General features: G+C 65.0%; 19 protein-coding genes. 7 read left to right on the forward strand and 12 right to left on the reverse strand.

Annotation, left to right across the window (positions count from 1 at the left end):
• Window positions 1-46: 46 nt before the first annotated feature.
• The 4 genes from E8L99_RS22370 to E8L99_RS22385 all read right to left on the reverse strand — a co-directional run bounded on the left by E8L99_RS22370 (window position 47) and on the right by E8L99_RS22385 (window position 3,675).
• On the reverse strand, window positions 47-763 hold the full coding sequence (locus tag E8L99_RS22370; protein WP_137101636.1) for an outer membrane protein: 717 nt from the start codon (window positions 761-763) through the stop codon (window positions 47-49).
• A gap of 261 nt (window positions 764-1,024) precedes the next feature.
• Window positions 1,025-1,753, reverse strand: a complete 729-nt coding sequence (locus E8L99_RS22375) for an outer membrane protein (RefSeq protein WP_168201800.1) — start codon at window positions 1,751-1,753, stop codon at window positions 1,025-1,027.
• Window positions 1,754-2,094: 341 nt separating this feature from the next.
• Complete coding sequence (locus E8L99_RS22380) at window positions 2,095-2,820, reverse strand: outer membrane protein (RefSeq protein ID WP_137101638.1); 726 nt, start codon at window positions 2,818-2,820, stop codon at window positions 2,095-2,097.
• A 306-nt stretch (window positions 2,821-3,126) separates the two neighbouring features.
• A complete protein-coding gene (locus E8L99_RS22385) occupies window positions 3,127-3,675 on the reverse strand; it encodes a TetR/AcrR family transcriptional regulator (RefSeq protein ID WP_168201801.1) in 549 nt (182 codons plus the stop codon).
• Between the two features lie 76 nt (window positions 3,676-3,751).
• Here E8L99_RS22385 and E8L99_RS22390 point away from each other — a divergent pair, with 76 nt between their 5' ends.
• The 5 genes from E8L99_RS22390 to E8L99_RS22410 all read left to right on the forward strand — a co-directional run bounded on the left by E8L99_RS22390 (window position 3,752) and on the right by E8L99_RS22410 (window position 8,933).
• Window positions 3,752-4,609, forward strand: a complete 858-nt coding sequence (locus E8L99_RS22390; RefSeq protein ID WP_137101640.1) for an alpha/beta hydrolase family protein — start codon at window positions 3,752-3,754, stop codon at window positions 4,607-4,609.
• A gap of 99 nt (window positions 4,610-4,708) precedes the next feature.
• The gene (locus E8L99_RS22395; RefSeq protein ID WP_137101641.1) at window positions 4,709-5,386 is read left to right on the forward strand and encodes a hypothetical protein; all 678 of its coding nucleotides are present in this window, start codon (window positions 4,709-4,711) and stop codon (window positions 5,384-5,386) included.
• 127 nt (window positions 5,387-5,513) lie between these two features.
• A complete protein-coding gene (locus tag E8L99_RS22400; RefSeq protein ID WP_137101642.1) occupies window positions 5,514-6,986 on the forward strand; it encodes an aldehyde dehydrogenase family protein in 1,473 nt (490 codons plus the stop codon).
• Between the two features lie 34 nt (window positions 6,987-7,020).
• Window positions 7,021-7,767, forward strand: coding sequence for a glucose 1-dehydrogenase (locus tag E8L99_RS22405; protein ID WP_137101643.1), 747 nt, complete (start codon window positions 7,021-7,023; stop codon window positions 7,765-7,767).
• The gene (locus tag E8L99_RS22410; RefSeq protein WP_137101644.1) at window positions 7,767-8,933 is read left to right on the forward strand and encodes a fumarylacetoacetate hydrolase family protein; all 1,167 of its coding nucleotides are present in this window, start codon (window positions 7,767-7,769) and stop codon (window positions 8,931-8,933) included. Before E8L99_RS22405 ends, E8L99_RS22410 begins: the two co-directional genes overlap by 1 nt.
• A 3-nt stretch (window positions 8,934-8,936) precedes the next feature.
• Here the strand turns inward: E8L99_RS22410 and E8L99_RS22415 are convergent, their stop codons facing one another.
• Window positions 8,937-9,218, reverse strand: a complete 282-nt coding sequence (locus E8L99_RS22415) for a hypothetical protein (protein WP_137101645.1) — start codon at window positions 9,216-9,218, stop codon at window positions 8,937-8,939.
• A 220-nt stretch (window positions 9,219-9,438) separates the two neighbouring features.
• On the opposite strand from E8L99_RS22415, the gene E8L99_RS22420 reads away from it, so the two are divergent.
• Window positions 9,439-9,690, forward strand: coding sequence for a YodC family protein (locus tag E8L99_RS22420; protein ID WP_137101646.1), 252 nt, complete (start codon window positions 9,439-9,441; stop codon window positions 9,688-9,690).
• Window positions 9,691-9,715: 25 nt separating this feature from the next.
• On the opposite strand, the gene E8L99_RS22425 is transcribed toward E8L99_RS22420, so the two are convergent.
• The 7 genes from E8L99_RS22425 to E8L99_RS22455 form a co-directional block, all read right to left on the reverse strand.
• Window positions 9,716-9,961: a hypothetical protein gene (locus tag E8L99_RS22425; RefSeq protein WP_137101647.1), complete on the reverse strand. Its 246-nt coding sequence runs from the start codon at window positions 9,959-9,961 to the stop codon at window positions 9,716-9,718.
• Between the two features lie 23 nt (window positions 9,962-9,984).
• The gene (locus E8L99_RS22430) at window positions 9,985-10,743 is read right to left on the reverse strand and encodes an N-acyl amino acid synthase FeeM domain-containing protein (RefSeq protein ID WP_210421785.1); all 759 of its coding nucleotides are present in this window, start codon (window positions 10,741-10,743) and stop codon (window positions 9,985-9,987) included.
• 428 nt (window positions 10,744-11,171) lie between these two features.
• A complete protein-coding gene (locus tag E8L99_RS22435; protein ID WP_137101648.1) occupies window positions 11,172-13,490 on the reverse strand; it encodes a putative bifunctional diguanylate cyclase/phosphodiesterase in 2,319 nt (772 codons plus the stop codon).
• 144 nt (window positions 13,491-13,634) lie between these two features.
• Window positions 13,635-14,888 (reverse strand): CCA tRNA nucleotidyltransferase, encoded by a 1,254-nt coding sequence (locus E8L99_RS22440; protein ID WP_137101649.1) that lies wholly within the window; start codon window positions 14,886-14,888, stop codon window positions 13,635-13,637.
• Entirely contained in the window at window positions 14,885-15,166 is a 282-nt protein-coding gene (locus E8L99_RS22445; RefSeq protein WP_137101650.1) for a DUF6111 family protein, read from the reverse strand. The genes E8L99_RS22440 and E8L99_RS22445 overlap by 4 nt, the downstream gene beginning before the upstream one ends.
• The gene (locus E8L99_RS22450; RefSeq protein ID WP_252511192.1) at window positions 15,166-15,819 is read right to left on the reverse strand and encodes a CoA pyrophosphatase; all 654 of its coding nucleotides are present in this window, start codon (window positions 15,817-15,819) and stop codon (window positions 15,166-15,168) included. Before E8L99_RS22450 ends, E8L99_RS22445 begins: the two co-directional genes overlap by 1 nt.
• A complete protein-coding gene (locus tag E8L99_RS22455; protein ID WP_210421786.1) occupies window positions 15,816-16,421 on the reverse strand; it encodes a DUF1285 domain-containing protein in 606 nt (201 codons plus the stop codon). The genes E8L99_RS22450 and E8L99_RS22455 overlap by 4 nt, the downstream gene beginning before the upstream one ends.
• A gap of 136 nt (window positions 16,422-16,557) precedes the next feature.
• Here E8L99_RS22455 and E8L99_RS22460 point away from each other — a divergent pair, with 136 nt between their 5' ends.
• Window positions 16,558-17,559: an AAA family ATPase gene (locus E8L99_RS22460; protein ID WP_137101652.1), complete on the forward strand. Its 1,002-nt coding sequence runs from the start codon at window positions 16,558-16,560 to the stop codon at window positions 17,557-17,559.
• Window positions 17,560-17,562 lie beyond the last annotated feature (3 nt).

A 17,562-nucleotide genomic window follows, 5' to 3' on the forward strand; every position in this document is an offset into this window, starting at 1 on the left:
GGCCGCCCGAAGGCGGCCTGTGCAGTCGATCCGAAGATCGAAGAGATCAGTAGCGGGCGACGACGGCCGACGGGCCGGTGGTGAACATGTAAGACACGCCAAGCCGCACCGAATGCTCGTTGTAGGGCGTGAGCGTACGCTGGCTGCCTGCAGCAAAAGCGTATCCCTGGGACCCGTAGCCGGAGTACCGGTATTCCAGGCTCACGGACCAGTTCGGCGAAATGGCATAAGCCACGCCCGCTCCCACGGTATAGCCGATCTTGGTGTTGGTGATCGTCTGGGCATCGAAATTGGGGCGCGAGTAGCGGAAGTCGCCATAGGCCAGGCCGCCCGTCGCATAGATCAGGGCCCGGTCGACCGCGAAGCCCGCAACGAGACGGGTGGAGCCCTGCCAGCGGCGATTGATCTGATCGATGGTGCCACCAAATCCGCCATCATTGCCACGCGCCGACGTCAGTTCGAGATCACTGACCACACCGAACACGAACTGGTTGACCTGCCAACGATATCCGATGTGAACGCCGCCGAAGAACGCGCTGGTCTTGAAACCCGTGCCAGAATTCGGAGTGGCAGGAATGTCCAGATTGTAGCCAGTATTGGCCCAGGCGCCGCCCACCTGCGCACCAAGATAGAGCCCCGTCCAATTGAACACCGGCGCGACAACCGCAGCCGCAATCGGCATGCGCGGCGATCCGAGATCGGCTGCCTGAGCGGAAGCGCCGAAAGCGACAATGGCTGTGGAGGCGAGAAGCAGCTTCTTCATGACGTTGTTCCTCGATGCTTTGAAAGCGTGAAAACCTTGTTCTCACCGAATCTGATATGCCGCAAGGGAATCCAGCGTGAGACGGCATGCCAGCACCGTGATTCCTCAGGGTTAGCAACTGCCTGTTACATGAAGAGCACAACTTGAACATGTGCTTCTTGTGAAAGCACGCATGACGTGCCAGGGAAGGCGCACATGCTCCCCAAACGCAAACAGGCCGCCCGAGGGCGGCCTGTGCAGTCGATCCGAAGATCGAAGAGATCAGTAGCGGGCGACCACCGCGCCCGGGCCGGTCGAGAACAGGTAGTTCACGCCGAGCTTGACGGTGTGGATGTCGGAGCGGATCCGGACATCGCCAACCGGATCGAGCGTGGGCGTCAGAGCGGTCGAATTGCCGAAGTAGTGGTACATGTACTCGGCCTTGACGGTCCAGTTCTGGGCCACCGCATATTCGACACCGGCGCCGAGGGCCAGGCCCAGGCGCGTGGTGTTGTAGGTGCCGACCAGGGCAACCGGGGCCGCCGTATATTCACGGTGCTTGAAATTGCCGATGGCGAGACCGCCGGTCACGTAATAGAGCGCACGATCCACGGCATAGCCGGCGCGGGCGCGCACGGTGCCAAGGAAATTCGCCCGCGAGGCGCAGGTGAACGCCGCATTCGGGCAGGAGCGCCAGCCGTGGAGATCAGCCGCGGAGGCATCAGCCTCGAGGCCGAGGACCAGGTTGTTGATCTGGTAATTGTAGCCGATCTGGACGCCGCCCAGGATGCCGTTGGTGTTCGGCGAGACCGAAATGCCGGTGGCCGGATCGCTCCAGCGCGACTGGCCGAAGCCGTAGCCGATATGGGCACCGGCATAGACGCCGGTCCAGCTGAACACCGGTGCGATGACGGCAGCGGCGATCGGCATGCGCGGTGCGCCGAGATCGGCCGCCTGGGCGCCGGTGGAAAGGGCGGCGATAGCAGCGCCCGCGAGAAGAAGCTTCTTCATGATGACCTTCCTGGATTGCAACCGAAGCTCCCGCCTTCGGTCTGGATGGGCCCGTCCCCCCCGAGGGGACCCAAGATGATCGAGTGTCGCTGAGCAGGCGTCGATGCCCTCCATCGGCGTCAGCCCTGCGACCCTCCTTCCGTGCCACGTCGCCACGTGTCACCGCAACGCGCGCCCCAAGGGAATGTATCCACCCCGGTACCGGCACATCGGCGGGTTTCAGTCGCACTGTGGCAGGAAGGGCACGATCCGCGCTTTGAACGGCCCCGCTTGTCCCATGCCTGAAACAAAAAAGGCCGCCCGAAGGCGGCCTTTTCGTCAGGTCTGGAGAGACCGTGAAATCAGTAGCGGGCGACGACGGCCGACGGGCCGGTCGAGAACAGGTAGCTCACACCGAGGCGCACGGTATGCATGTAGTGACGGTGGGTGTGCGCAATCAGCGTTCCGGTATCAGGATAGCTTGCCGTTCCGAAGTCATAGTACCGATACTCGAGACGCGCGGTCCAATTCTGCGTGAAGGCATATTCGGCGCCAGCGCCGATATTCCAGCCCACGCGTCCTTGACGGAACGTCGCGTCGGTAAGTCCGAAGCCGCCAGGGGGCGTCTCGAAGGTCCGATGACGGTTGTCGGTATAGGCGAGGCCGCCGATTGCGTACAAAAGGGTGCGATCGACCGCGATACCGGCACGCACATCCAGCGAGCCGAACATGCTGGTACGAGCAGTGTACGTGCGCAAGCCATTGATATTCGAACCGGTCAAGCCGGCGCCGTTGATCTCGGCCTGCACGCCGAGGACCAGCATGTTGATCTGATGATTATAGCCGGCATGAATGCCACCAAAGATACCATTGCTCTTCCACGGGTTAGCAAACAGCCCGGGGGGTGTGACCCACCCCTGATGTGCCCAACCGTATCCGACCTGAGCACCCGCATAGAAGCCGGTCCAGTTGAAGGCGGGCATGACAACAGCTGAGGCGACCGGCATGCGCGGCGATCCGAGATCGGCTGCCTGAGCGGAAGCGCCGAAAGCCACAATGGCAGTAGAGGCGAGAAGCAGCTTCTTCATGACGTTATCCCTGAACGCTTTGAATGTGTCACAATTCGTTTCTCACCGAATCTGACATGCCGCAAGGGAATCCAGCGTGAGTCGACGCTCCGCCACCCTGTTTCCTCAGGGTTAGCAAGCGCCTGTTGCATGAAGAGCACAACTTGAACATGCGCTTCTCGTGAAAGCACGCATGACATGCAAGGGAGGGCGGACGTGCCCCACAAACGCAAACAGGCCGCCCGATGGAGGCCTGTGTAGCCGATCCAAAGATAGAAGAGGTCAGGAGCGGGCGACGATGGTCCGGGGGCCGGCCCCCAAGCCACTTCAGCCGGCCATCTCGGCCGCAATCCGGAACGGCTCGCGCGAGCGCTTGACCCGCGACATCAGCCACGCGCCCTCCAGCGCGATGATGAAGCGTTCAGCACGCCCGCGGGCATCCGGCACGCCCATGCGTTCGCCATGGGCCGTGGCCTTGTCGACCCAGGCGCCCATCACCTCGGCGACCGCGAGTGACAGCCGCTCCGACTGTGGGACGGCATCGACGACAATGGCGGTGACCGGGCAGCCTTCGCGCCAGCCCGAACGCTCGAAATGGCCACCGATCACATCCGCCAGCGCCAACGCGGCAGCCGGAAAGTTCTGGGCGTCACCGAACACCTGGTCGATCAGCTTGCCTATGCGCCTGCCCGCCAGCCTGACCGCCTCGGCGCCGAGCTCTTCCTTGCCGCCGGGAAAGTGGTGGTAGAATGAGCCCTTTGGCGCGCCGCTCGCCTCGATGATCTCGTTCAACCCCACACCATTGTAGCCCTGCCGCTGGAACAGGTCGGCGGCGGTGGCGATGAAGCGCGATTTGGCATCGGACGGGCGAGGCATGCCGGATTGTGCCGGTTGTATGTCGGTTGGTCTAGTGATAACCGTATTATGGTGATCGCCATAGAATGAGGCAACCATGGCCGCCCCCTCCCCTGACAGCCTGGACATCATCACAAGCGACGGCGTGCGTCTGGCGGCACGCCTGTTCCTGCCCGCAGACCAGCCCTTGCGCGCCATCGTCCTGCATCCGGCGGTCGGGGTCGCGCAGGATTACTACGCGCGCTTCGCCGCCTGGCTGACCGAAGCCCATCAGGCGGCCGTGCTCACCTATGACTACCGGGACTTCGGCGCCTCGGCCTCGGCACACCTGAAGGCCTCGAATGCCTCCATGGCGCTCTGGGGCGCGGTCGACCAGGATGCGGCCCTGACCACGCTCTGCGCACGCTTCCCCGGCCTGCCGGTCTGGGTCATCGGCCATTCCCATGGCGGCATGTATGTGCCGTTCCACGCCGAGGCCGAACGGGTGGAGCGCATCGTCACCGTCGCGTCCGGCCTGCCCTACTGGACCCGCCACCCGCTCGGCTACATGCCGCAGGTCCTCGCCTTCTGGTGGCTGATCGGTCCCGCCGCGACTGCCGTGCTCGGCTATCTTCCCGGCAAGGCCATGGGGCTTGGCGCCGACCTGCCCAAGGACGTCTACTGGCAATGGCGGCGCTGGTGCCTGAGCCCCGGCTATTACCGGCGCGACTGGGGCAAGGCCCTGCCGGTCCCGGACCTCGGCCGCGTCACCTGCGATGTCACGCTGGTCAGCCTCGCCGACGACCAGATGATGCCACCGAGGCAGGTGCGCGAACTCGCGACCTCCTACCCCGCAGCAAGGGTTGTCCACCGGACCATCACCCCCGCCGAGATCGGGGCCAAGGCCATCGGCCACCTGCGCCTGTTCTCCGAACGCAACCAGAAGGCCTGGCCCCTGCTGTTCTCCGCGACCTGACGGTGGAAAACCTGAGCGGGCCGCGCGGTCTGCCTTGGGAAAGGCATGGTCAATGCATAGTTAAGGTCATGGCTTGCAACTGACCTTGCGGAGACCGGCATGGACGACAACAGGGCCCGCCCCCTCTCGCTGACCGATGCCGTGCGCGCCGCCCGCATCAGTGAGGCCGAACGCACCGGCGTTGTGGTCGATCTGCGCGACGCAGAACTGGCCCGGCTGGAAATCCTGGCCGATCTGGTGAAGCCAGTCTTCGCCGACATCCCCGCCGGCATCGACCTGTTCGACACCGGCCTTGTGCCCGGCGCCACCCCGCGCTTCTTCGTCGACATGATCGCCTTCGTCGAGATGGGCCGCGACAAGCGCACCTACCGCTTCCTGCAAGACACCCGCTATGGCCGGAGGGTCATCGTCGAGAGCGCCGAGGCGCAGGTCCTGGCTGAGCGGATCACCGCCTATGTCGCCGAGCGGCTGGTGGCGCGCGAGCGCATGCTGGCGGAGGCCAGCGCGCGACCGGCGGAGCAAGTGGGCCTCAGCTCCCGGACCGAACCACGCGCAGCTGCCGCAGAGGTCAACACCCCGACGACAGCGCCCGTCGCTCTGCTGTCGGAAGCATCCGCCTCCACCGCGGAGACCCAGATCGAACCGGCCCCGGCCGAGACGCTGCCCAAGCCCATGGGCCGGCGTCGTCGGCTGCCGGGCTCGGTCCTGTTCATTCTGGGTGTTGCCGCCGGCATCCTCGCGGTCCTGCTGCTGGCTGAACTGGTCGCGCGCCCCTGAGCCGGACAGTCCGGATGCCGTGAGCTTCCAGACGGGCCCTCATGCAGCGGGCCCCCTTTCCTGGCGCCGGTCGCGGGGCTAGTTTCGCGGCCCCTCCCATGCCCCGGCTGCCTGAAGGACGCCCGCCATGACATCAGCCGCACCCGGCTCCGCCGCCGTCTCCAAGGTCCAGAACATCATCGACGGCCTGTCCGGCCCGGCGCTGGACGGCCGCACGATCGAGGCGATCTGCCCCTCCGACGGCAATGTCATCGCGGTCATGCCGCGCTCCGCCAAGGCCGATGTCGACAAGGCGGTCGCTGCCGCCCGCAAGGCCTTCGAGGAAGGCCCATGGGGGCGGATGACCGCCACCGAACGCGGTCGCCTTCTGTGCAAGCTCGGCGAGGCCATCCTTGGCCATCACGAGGAACTCTCCATCCTCGAGAGCATGGACACCGGCAAGCCGCTGAAGCAGGGCAAGGCCGATATGACCGCCACCGCCCGCTATTTCGAATTCTACGGCACCTCCGCCGACAAGGTGCATGGCGAGACCATCCCCTTCCTCAACGGCTATACGGTCGCCGTCGTCCGCGACCCCCATGGCGTCACCGGCCACATCATCCCGTGGAACTATCCCGGCCAGATCTTCGGCCGCTCGGTCGCAGCCTCGCTGGCCTGCGGCAACACCTGCGTGGTCAAGCCGGCGGAAGACGCCTGTCTGTCGCTCATCCGCATCACCGAACTGGCGCTCGAGGTTGGGTTCCCGCCGGGCGTCATCAACCTCATCACCGGCCTTGGCGAGGAAGCGGGCGCCGCCCTGTCGAGCCATCGCGGCATCGACTTCATCTCGTTCACCGGCTCGCCGGAAGTCGGCACGCTGATCCAGTCAGCAGCAGCCCGCAACCATATCGGCTGCACGCTGGAGCTTGGCGGCAAGTCGCCCCAGATCGTCTTCGCCGATGCCGATTTCGACGCAGCCGTGCCGACGCTGGTCAATGCCATTGTCCAGAATTGCGGCCAGACCTGCTCGGCGGGCTCGCGCATGCTGGTCGAACGCAAGGCCTATGACGAACTGGTCGCCCGCGTCGCCGAGCGCTTCAAGACGGTGCGCGTCGGCACCTGGGACATGGACCTCGATTGCGGCGCCATGATCAATGCCGGCCAGAAGGCTCGCGTCGACGGCTTCGTCAGCCGCGCCCGCGGCGAGGGCATTCCGGTGATCGCGGAAGGCCAGATCGCGCCGAACGTGCCGGGCGGCGGCTTCTATGTCGCTCCCACCCTGTTCGGCCCGGTGCCCAGAACCAATTCGCTCGCCTGCGACGAGGTCTTCGGCCCGGTCCTCTCGGCCATTCCCTTCGACGACGAGGCCGATGCCGTGCGCCTCGCCAACGGCACCGATTTCGGGCTGGTCGCCGGCGTCTGGAGTCACGATGCCAAGCGCTCGATGCGGGTGGCCCGCGCCATGCGCTGCGGCCAGGTCTTCGTCAACGGCTACGGCGCCGGCGGCGGCATCGAGCTGCCCTTCGGCGGCGTCAAGAAATCCGGCCATGGCCGCGAGAAGGGCTTCGAGGCCCTTTACGAATTCTCGGCCTCGAAAACCGTCGTCATCAACCACGGTTGAACAACAAGCATTTCTGGACAAGCGGGAGCGTCACATGCGTCTCAAGGACAAGGTCGCCATCGTCACCGGCGGCGCACAGGGTTTCGGCCTCGGCATTGTCGAGACCTTCGCCAAGGAAGGCGCGAAAGTCGTCGTCCTCGATCTGAACGAGGAAGGCGCCAAGGCCGCCGCCAAGCCGTATGGCCGCAAGGCCTTCGGCATGAAGTGCGATGTCTCCAAGGCGAAGGACGTCCAACGCGCCGTCGCCAAGGCGGTCGAGCGCTTCGGCAAGGTCGACATTCTCATCAACAATGCCGGCACTTCCCATCGCAACCGGCCCATGCTGGAAGTGGACGAGGCGACGTTCGACCGGGTGTTCGACGTCAACGTGAAGTCGATCTTCCACTTCGCCCATGCGGTCGTGCCGGTCATGCGGGCGAACGGTTCGGGCGTCATCATCAATGTCGGATCCACCGCCGGCCTGCGTCCCCGCCCCGGCCTTGCCTGGTACAATGCCTCCAAGGGCGCGGTGAACCTCCTGTCGAAGTCGATGGCGGTGGAGCTCGCGCCGGACGGCATCCGCGTCTGCGCGCTGGCGCCCGTTGCCGGCGACACGCCGCTGCTTGGCACCTTCATGGGCGAGGACACGCCGGAAATGCGCAAGAAGTTCGTGGCCTCCATCCCGATGGGCCGCCTGTCGACCCCGAAGGACATTGCCGATGCGGCGCTGTTCCTGGCTGCCGACCCCGGCCATTTCCTCACCGGCGTGGTGCTGGAAGTCGACGGCGGACGGTGCATCTGATGGGTGTCGCGCTCTCGGCAGCATCCACCCTCCCCGCCGACGCCACCGCCGGCACGCTGGTCGGCCGCGTCGAACGTCCAGGCATCGGCCCATCGGTCGTCGCCATCCGCAAGGACGGCGTGTTCGATGTCACCAAGGCCTTCCCGACGACGGCGGACCTGTTCGACCGGCCCGACCCGGCGGCGGCGCTCGCGGCTGTTGCCGGTGAGCGGATCGGCGACATCGCCACGATCCTCGCCAACTCCGTCGCAGCCGTCCGCGATGCGACGAAGCCCTCTCTCCTGTCACCCATCGACGTGCAGGCGGTGAAGGCCGCCGGCGTCACCTTCGCCATCTCCATGGTCGAGCGGGTGATCGAGGAACAGGCCAAGGGTGTCCCGGAACGCGCCAGCGCCATCCGCGCCGAGATCGGCGACATCATCGGCGGTGAGCTGAAGGGCCTGAAGCCCGGTTCGCCGGAGGCCGCGGCGCTCAAGAAGCACCTGCAGGAGCGCGGTCTCTGGTCGCAATATCTGGAAGTCGGCATTGGGCCGGATGCCGAGATCTTCACCAAGGCACCGGTGCTGTCCTCCGTCGGAACCGGTGCCGATGTCGGCCTGCATCCGATCTCGACCTGGAACAATCCAGAACCGGAAGTGGTGCTGGTCATCGCTTCCTCGGGCCGGATCGTCGGCGCCACCCTCGGCAATGACGTCAACCTGCGCGATGTCGAGGGGCGCTCGGCGCTGCTGCTCGGCAAGGCCAAGGACAACAATGCCTCGGCCTCCCTCGGCCCGTTCGTCCGCCTGTTCGATTCAAGCTTCGGCATCGACAAGGTGCGGGCGATGAAGGTGTCGCTCAAGGTCACCGGCGAGGACGGCTTCGTGATGGAAGGCCATTCCGACATGGCCGCCATCTCGCGCGACGTCGAGGATCTGGCATCCCAGGCCATCGGCAAGCACCATCAATATCCCGATGGCCTCGTGCTCTATTGCGGCACGCTGTTTGCGCCGATCCAGGATCGCGGCGCGCCCGGCAAGGGCTTCACCCACAAGCTGGGCGATGTCGTCACCATTGCCAGCGCAGAACTTGGAAGCCTCACCAACCGCGTGAGGCTCTCGACCGAATGTCCACCCTGGACCTTCGGCATCCGCGATCTGATGAAAAGTCTCGCGAAGCGGGCCTGATCGTCAGGCGAGCGCCAGCAGGGGCACGAGTTCAGCGTGCTCCTGCGTCTGGCGATGCGCGAATGTCGTGACCGCCAGGACGACCGCCGCCACCGCCCGAAAGGCTGTCCGTGCGGCCTTGGTCGCCTGATGATCGGCCATCAGCCGGTTGATGGCATTGGCCTCAAGACCATATTCACGCGCCAGGAACGCTGCGATCTCGATGCGGCGGCGACCATTGCGCTCGCATTCCTCGATGACGTCCATCATGAGGTCCGGCCGTTCAGTCGTCAGGGCATCGGGCATGGCGGGGCAATGGCTCCGTGGGCGTGCGGGGGCACGCAATCTGTCAGCTGAATGTAAGCAAACAGGCGAGCCCGTCATCAGGCCGATTACGTAAGACGGCGATGACCGATTGTCGCAGGGCACCGGCGGGCCTCTGTCGCCGCTTTGCCGTCATCCCGTGATCAGCCCGTCACGGCGCAGCGCTACCCGAAGGACGTTCCCAATCCTTCAGGAGAAAGCCATGAGCTTTGAAGCCGGAGATGTCGTGATGCTGAAATCGGGAGGCCAGCCGATGACGATTGCCTCCATCGACGCCGACGAGGCGCTGTGCCTGTGGATGGGCGAGGAGGGCGACCTGTTCCGCGAACGCCTGCCTTCGCTGGCGCTGATTGCCATCATAGACGACGAAGAAGGCCCGGAAGAGGCTGAGGAAGACGAAGACGGCGAAGAGGACGAAGACGAGCACCACGAGCAGCAGCGCTCGCACGGCTGATTGTGCCACGGGCAGGCCGATGGCCTCAATCGGCCGTCGGCAGCCGGCGCATGGTGAATTCGATCTGGCCGTCGTCCAGCTGCCGCCAGTGCTCGACCTCGGTCATGTAGGCGGCTTTCGGAAAGCGATCGAGGAATTCCCTGGCCTTCGCCCGCGCCGCATCAAGCGGCAGGGTAAAGGTCTCCCGCCTGTAGCCGTCGCCGCCGCGTTCATTGGCGGCGCCGGAGGCGCGGCGGAAGGTGTCGAAGGGCGTGCGGCGGTCCGATCGCATGCACTGTCCCTCCGTCCGGCAGGTCAGGCCGCTGCCGACACCTGCCCGGATGCAGGCGACGGGGCGACGATCGACCGCGACGCCTCGATACGCGCGGGGATCGCATGGGCCGGTTGATGCCGGTCGAACAGGAAACCACGCTCGACCGCGCTCGACACCATGAAAGGATAGCGCGCCACGATCTTCTCGTGAACCGAGGGATAGTGAATTCCGAGCAGATTGATCGGCTTTTTCAGACCGGGGTAGTGGCGGGGCTCGCCCATGGCCTGCATGGAGAACAGCCTGCGGTAGAACGCGCGGTGCTCCGTGCGCACGGTGGCAAGGCCGAGGTCGGCGCGGAAATATTCCGACGCCATGAAGCCGAGTCGCACGGTGGCATAGGCGAGATAGGGATAGGCGCGCGAAGCCTCGTGATCGACCACCAGGCGGGTCGGGTCGATGATCGTCTCGCCTGCCTCGATGCGCGGCGCCAGCACGTCGCCGAACACGTCCATGCCCGGCGAGATCGGGTTGGCCTTGTTGGCGGCATGGATGCGGATCGAACTGACAAGCTTGTTGTCGAGATAGATGCCGAAGATCCAGACATTCGGCGCGGCATCGAAGCGATCGCGGAACAGCCCGCTCTTGTTCGGCTTGATCGCACCTTCACGCAGATAGCATTCGTGGCGGAGCCGATAGATCGCCTGCTTGTCTTCTTTGGTCTCCGCCAGCCGGTATTCGATCCGCCCGAGCAGCTCCATCACCTGATTTGAAAACGAAATCGGGCTGTTAACCGTATTCATCTCGGGAACCTCATGCCGCACGCCAGTTACCGCTGCTGAACGTGAGGAGAAGTTTAACGAGTTTTTAAGGATTGGAAAGCGCTTGGTTAAAACATCGTTAACGCGATCGGAGGAATGCCGTTAATGTTTCTGCTTAATGCTTAGGCCAAGGCTAGCAGCGCAGCTCGAAGTCTCTGTCTCTGCAACGCACCATGCGTAGTGCGCAGGCATCACATGCCATCGCGTGCAAAGCTCTACTGACGCAGGGTGATGTCCGGAAGCCCAACGCCGCAGCGTCCGGACGGGGGCGGCACAACCCGCACTCGCGTGCAATCGGCCCAATTCACGCTGAACGCGAACAGATCGAGCAGTAGCCCGAAAGCGGGCCTGGATCGCGCGGAGATACAATGTGGGGAACGGGGGCGCACGGCCCCCAAGCGAGGATCGCCTCAGGCGACCTTCTTCATCACGGCCTGGTTGTTGCGGCCAAGCAGAGACTGAAGGTCCTTGTCCGGCACGGCCGGGCTGAGGATGAAGCCCTGGATCTCGGTCACGGCACCCGGCTGGTCGACGATCCGCATCTGGGCATGGGTCTCCACGCCCTCGACGACGACGGTCAGACCAAGTTCGGCGCCAAGCCGGGAAACCCCGTGGAGAAGCTTCACGGACCGCTGGTCTGTCTCGATGTTCTTCAGGAACGAACGATCGATCTTGACCTTCTGCAGCGGGAACTTGTGCAGGTAGCTGAGGCTGGAATAGCCGGTGCCGAAATCGTCGAGCGCGATCCGCACGCCCATGCTGCGCAATTGCTGGAGAACCTTCAGGATGCCATCGGAATCCTTGAGCAGCAGCGTCTCGGTGATCTCGAGCTCGAGCCGGTCCGGTGCCAGGCCGCTGGCGGCCAGCGCATCCTCCACCAGGGCCACCACGTCGTCGCGCTCGAACTGGATGGAGGAAAGATTGACGGCCACGCGTACGTCGCCTGGCCAGGCCGCGCAGGCCGTGCACGCCTTGACGATGACCTGGCGACCAAGCTCGATGATCAGGCCCGTCTCCTCGGCGATCGGAATGAACTCGGCAGGCGAGATCATGCCGCGCGTCGGATGCGGCCAGCGCACCAGCGCCTCGCAGGTGGTGACCGTCAGCGACTTGAGGTTCAAGAGCGGCTGGAAATAGACGGCAAGTTCGTTCGACTGGATGGCCTTGCGCAGGTCCATCTCGGTCGCGCGGCGCGCCTGAGCCTGCCGGTCCATTTCCTCTTCATAGAAATGCAGCATGCCCTTGCCGCCGGCCTTCGCGCGGTTCAGCGCCATGTCGGCGCATTTGATCAACTGGTCGGCCTCCGTGCCGTCGCGCGGGGCGAGCGCAATACCCACGGACGCGCCGCACGAGATCGAGGTGTCATCGATCTGGATGATGTCCTGCAGAGCCGCGATGATGCGCCCGGCGAGCGCGGTCACCTCGTTGACGCAACTGGCATCGACCTGCAGCACCACGAACTCGTCGGCGCCGAACCGCGCGACCAGATCGTTCTCGCCGACCGTGAACTTGAGCCTGTCGGCCACTTCGATCAGCAGGCTGTCGCCGATCGGCAGGCCGAGCGTGTCATTGACCTGCTTGAAATTGTCGAGATCGACGAACAGCACCGCGAGCAAGGCATCGGGGGCGACAGCCAGTGCCGATTCCAAGCGCTCGGTGAAGAGGTTGCGGTTCGGAAGGTTGGTCAAGGCATCGTGCTTGGCCATATGGTCGATGCGCTCTTCAGACTGGCGCTGTGCCGTCATGTCCTCGACCACGATGACCAGGCCACCATTGCCCATCGGCTGGAACGTCAGCGAGAAATGACGGTCATGGCTGCCAAGGTCGAACTTCAGGGGCACGCGGTCGTCCGGGCGGCGACGGATGACCTCGACGATGCGGGCATGATCGGCCGCCGACACCACGCCTGAATCGGCATAGGCCGCCAGGATGGCCTCGCCGCGGACACCGGATTTCAACAGGTTCGTATCGCCAGGCAGGAGCTCGCTCCAGCGCTTGTTGACCACCACCAGCCGGCCATGACTGTCGAACATGGCAATGCCATGCGGCATGTTGTTGAGCGCCGTATCGAAGCGGGTCGCCAACACCGAGACGTCGCGCTGGGCGATCACGGCATTGAGCAGGATGTCGCGCAGACGGGCGGCGACCGAGCGCACGCCAACGAAGAACGGCAGGAAGAACCCGGCGAGCAGGATGAAATCGATATTACCGGTCAGCACCAGGCCGAGAATGACAGGTGTCGCCAGCAGGACGATCTGCATGTCGACGAAGCGCTCATTGGCGAAGTTGCGCCCGGTGACACCGACCATATGGGCGAGCACAAGCGCCAGACTGAACAATTGGGCGACGGCGCTGGTCGACAGATAGAAGCTGGCGAAACACCACACGCCCAGCAGGAAGACATAGATATTGGCGCCGATCGTATAGGCTCGCTCCCATTGGCGAGCCGCCTCGAAGGTCTGAACATCGCCGCGATAGTGACGGTAGCTCAGGATGTGGACGGCGCGGGCGATGCCGACGACCCCGAGCAGCAGAGCGCAGACGGCCAGAACCGGTTCAGGCGAAATCGACGAGGCATAGACGGCAGCGACGAAGGCCACCATCGCTCCGAGCAGAAACGTACGCAGCTCGGCAAACAACGAGTCGACCATCGAGATGTAGATCTCGACAGGAAAATCGCGCTTCTGGTTGCGCTCTGTGGACATCTGGGCTTCGGCGTTCAATGGCATGATACAATCATTGCGACCGAAGAAGATAGGTTACCCAATCTCCCCCTCATCCTGCCACTCAACCAAATAATCGTTTCGTACCAATTAATTGGCTGGCATCGACGTGGACTAGCCTAGCGCCGCGCTTACGGGGGAATGACGATTTTAGCTGAAATGTCCGGGCATCGCCGCCACAACCAGTGCGTCTAGGCTCGCGCGATCAGACGGGAATCCGGTTGCAATCCATGCCGCCTTGGCGCGCGCCAGGGCAGCGCCGAGTTCGGGACCCTGGCCCAGTCCCCGTGCTGCGAAGTCGAGCCCGCTGATCGGAAACCCGGGAGCCTGCCAGCGCTCCGGCAGGCGGACCAGAGCTTGCCACGAGGGGTCTTCCGGCGAGGCTGCAGATCGGGCGAAAGCCACCAGCGCACGATCACGGAACCCGCGTGGACCTGCGGCATGGAGCTGGACTTTGGCCGCCTGTTCGCCCTGCTTGGGGTCGATTGCAGGCCATCCGTGACCAACGCTGTAGAGCCGGCGGAACTCCTCGTTGGACAGTTTGAGGCGCCCACGCAGGCGTTCGGCATCCTCGCGCACGAGCACCCCGAGCGCCGCAAGACGGCGCGACGGCTCGGCAGCAAAGCCGAGCGCCTCCTCGATCCTCGCCAGCCTGGCGACCCCGCAGCATAACGGGATACCGCCCAGAATCGGGCCGAGGATACCGGCATCAGCCATGTCCTGCAGCGTGCTCGCCGCACGTGCCGCAACCAGAAGCTTCAGCATCTCCTGGCGAATCCGCTCGCCCGAAAGATCGGCAATTCCGGGGCGTTCGGCGATGCAGGCGTCGAGCGCCGGCCGGTCCGGCGGACCTTCGGCATAGGTCGCGTGAAAGCGGAAAAACCGAAGGATGCGCAAACGGTCCTCGCGGATGCGCTGCACGGGATCGCCGATGAACCGGATTCGCCGGGCCTTGAGATCGTCTCTGCCGCCGAAGAAGTCGACCAGTGTGCCGTCTGGCGCAAGGCTCATCGCGTTGACGGTGAAGTCACGCCGGGCGGCATCCGCCCGCCAGTCGCGGCCAAACCGGACGACGGCGCGGCGGCCGTCGGTCTCGATGTCTTCCCTGAGCGTCGTCACTTCATAGCCGCGTCCGTCGGCCACGACGGTGACGGTTCCATGGTCGATGCCGGTCGGGACCACCTTGAAGCCCGCCGCACTCATCCGCCGCACGACCTCGCCCGGAACTGCCGTCGTCGCAATGTCGATATCGCCTTCCGGCTGACCGATCAGATGGTTGCGCACGGCACCGCCGATGGGCCGCGCCTCCTCGCCGTCGGCATTCAGCAAGGCGAGAATCTCGGCCGCCGGCCCCTTGGTGAACCAGCCGGGCAGCCCGGCCGGCAAACCTGGCGGAACGCTCATTGCTGGGGCGCCCGCGACCGGGGCTCCATGCGGGCAGGCTGGAAAACGCCGTTCTCGACCCGCGCCGGGATGTAGATGACGTTCGGATCCCGCACCTGATAGGCGACGTGATAGAGGAAATAGCCGCCGCCAAGCAGAATGCCGACCAGCCCGAGCCAAACCACCGGCCGCCGCTCCCAATGTTCCTTGAGGAACGGGCTCTGCTCCTTCAGGTGCAGCCAGCCGACATAGAGCACGAAGGGCAGGATGAAGAGCAGCAGGTTGATGGCGATGCGCATCAGGCTCCTTCGACGGCAACGGGGTCGGCGAGCCGCTGCCAGAGATCGCGCAGGATGGTCGCCGTGATGCCCCATATATAGCGTTCGCCATAGGGCATCGCAAAGACAACGCGGTCGCGCCCATTGAGATGGCGCGTCTGGCGCTGGTGGTTGCGCTCGTCCATCAGGAAGGCGAGCGGCACCTCGAAGGCATCCGTCACCTCGCTGGGATTGATGGTGAGCTCGAAGCCGGGCTCGACCATGCCGACCACCGGGGTGATCAGGTAGCCGGTGCGCGACAGGAACGGCAGCAGATAGCCGAGCGGCTGGACGAAGCGCCGGTCGAGACCGACCTCTTCCTCCGCCTCGCGGAGCGCGGCGGCAAGCGGCGTTCCATCACCCGGATCGATCTTGCCGCCCGGAAAGGCGATCTGGCCGGAATGGCTGGGCAGTGCGCTCGACCGCAAGGTCAGCAGCACGGTCGGTTCCGGCCGGGCCACGACCGGGATCAGCACGGCGGCGGGCTTGGCCGGCGCCCCTTCATTGATCGTGTGATCACCGGCATCGCCTGGCACGCCCAACAGGGCAAACGGGTCATGGATGCGCGTCGGCAGATCAAGCGTCAGACGCCGGCTGACGGCTTGGGCAAACGCGGCGGCGTCGCGGGGAATCACAGCAGGCCCTCGATCTCTTGGGCCGGCACCATGGGATAGAAGCGCCCGCCGGCATAGAGCCCGAACCATTCCGAGCCGTCATGCACAGCGATCTCGCCCATGCTCGCGAGATCGTGAAAGAGCGCGCGCGACACCCTGGCCCACAAGGCGCCGCGCAGCAGGACATAGGGCTTCAGCCCCTCGGTGCCGGCTTCCTTCTCGAAGCGCAGCGGGTGGTCGGCGGCGACCTCCACCCACTCTTCGGTCTGGGTTCTGAACCCGATCCGGCGGGCATGGCCTTCGCCCTCGACGCGCATTTCGACCGCTGCAAAGGGTGCGTCATCAACGACGATTCCAACCTTCTCGACCGGCGTCACGAGAAAGAATTTGCCATCCTCGACCTTCAAAACCGAGGAAAACAGCTTCACCAGCGCCGGGCGGCCGATTGGCGTCTTCATGTAGTACCAGGTGCCGTCAGCCCCGATCCGCATGTCGAGATCGCCGCAGAAGGGCGGGTTCCACAGATGCACCGGCGGCGGTCCGCGCACCGCCTTCACCGCGGCGGCGAGCGCATCGAGACCGGTGGAGGCGGAGGGGGTGTCGGACACTGTCTGGGCACTCACAAAGCTGTGACGGGGGGCAAAGGCGACCGATAGCCGCTGGCTGAAGCCTGTTGGGAATTTAAGTGCCGACTATCGCCCCCGCAACGCATGGGCCATGATGCACTGCGATGCGAGACCGATCGGACAAGGAGCAACCATGACCGCCGAGACCGCCGAACGGATGGAAGACGCCATCGTCCGCGCTGCCGAGACCACGGCCGCCCAGGCGCGCCTGGCGCGCGCCAACATCGCCAATGTCATCTTCGGCCAGCCATCGGTGATCGACCAGACCCTGATCACCATCCTGGCCGGCGGCCATGCCCTGCTGGTCGGCCTGCCGGGTCTTGCCAAGACCAAGCTGGTGGAAACCCTCGGCATCGTGCTGGGGCTCGATGCCCGGCGCATCCAGTTCACGCCGGACCTCATGCCCTCGGACATTCTAGGCTCCGAAGTTCTCGAGGAATCGGCCTCCGGCAAGCGAGCCTTCCGGTTTCTCAAAGGTCCGGTCTTCACCCAGCTCCTGATGGCCGACGAGATCAACCGCGCCTCGCCGCGCACCCAGTCGGCGCTGCTGCAGGCCATGCAGGAATATCACGTGACCGTCGCCGGCGAGCGCCACGACCTGCCGAAACCCTTCCATGTGCTGGCGACCCAGAACCCGCTGGAACAGGAGGGCACCTATCCCCTTCCCGAGGCGCAGCTCGACCGGTTCCTGATGCAGGTCGATGTCGGCTATCCCGATCTCGAAGCCGAGAGGAAGATCCTGTTCGACACGACCGGCTCGGAAGAGACCAAGCCGAAACAGGCGATGAGCTGGGACGATCTCCAGGCCGCCCAGCGGCTGGTGCGCAGGCTCCCGGTCGGCGAGTCGGTTGTGGAAGCCATCCTGACGCTGGTCCGCTCGGCCCGTCCGGGCGCGGCCACCGGCGAACTGGCGCAGGCCATCGCCTGGGGTCCTGGCCCCCGCGCCTCGCAGGCGCTCATGCTGGCCGTGCGTGCCCGCGCGCTGATCGACGGACGCCTCGCACCCTCGGTCGATGACGTGGTGGCACTGGCCGAGCCGATCCTGAAGCACCGCATGGCGCTCTCGTTCAGTGCGCGCGCGGACGGCCTGACGGTCGAGAAGGTCATCGCCACCCTGGTCAAGCCGATCCGATAAGGA

It is taken from the genome of Phreatobacter aquaticus, assembly GCF_005160265.1.
Lineage (GTDB): Bacteria > Pseudomonadota > Alphaproteobacteria > Rhizobiales > Phreatobacteraceae > Phreatobacter > Phreatobacter aquaticus.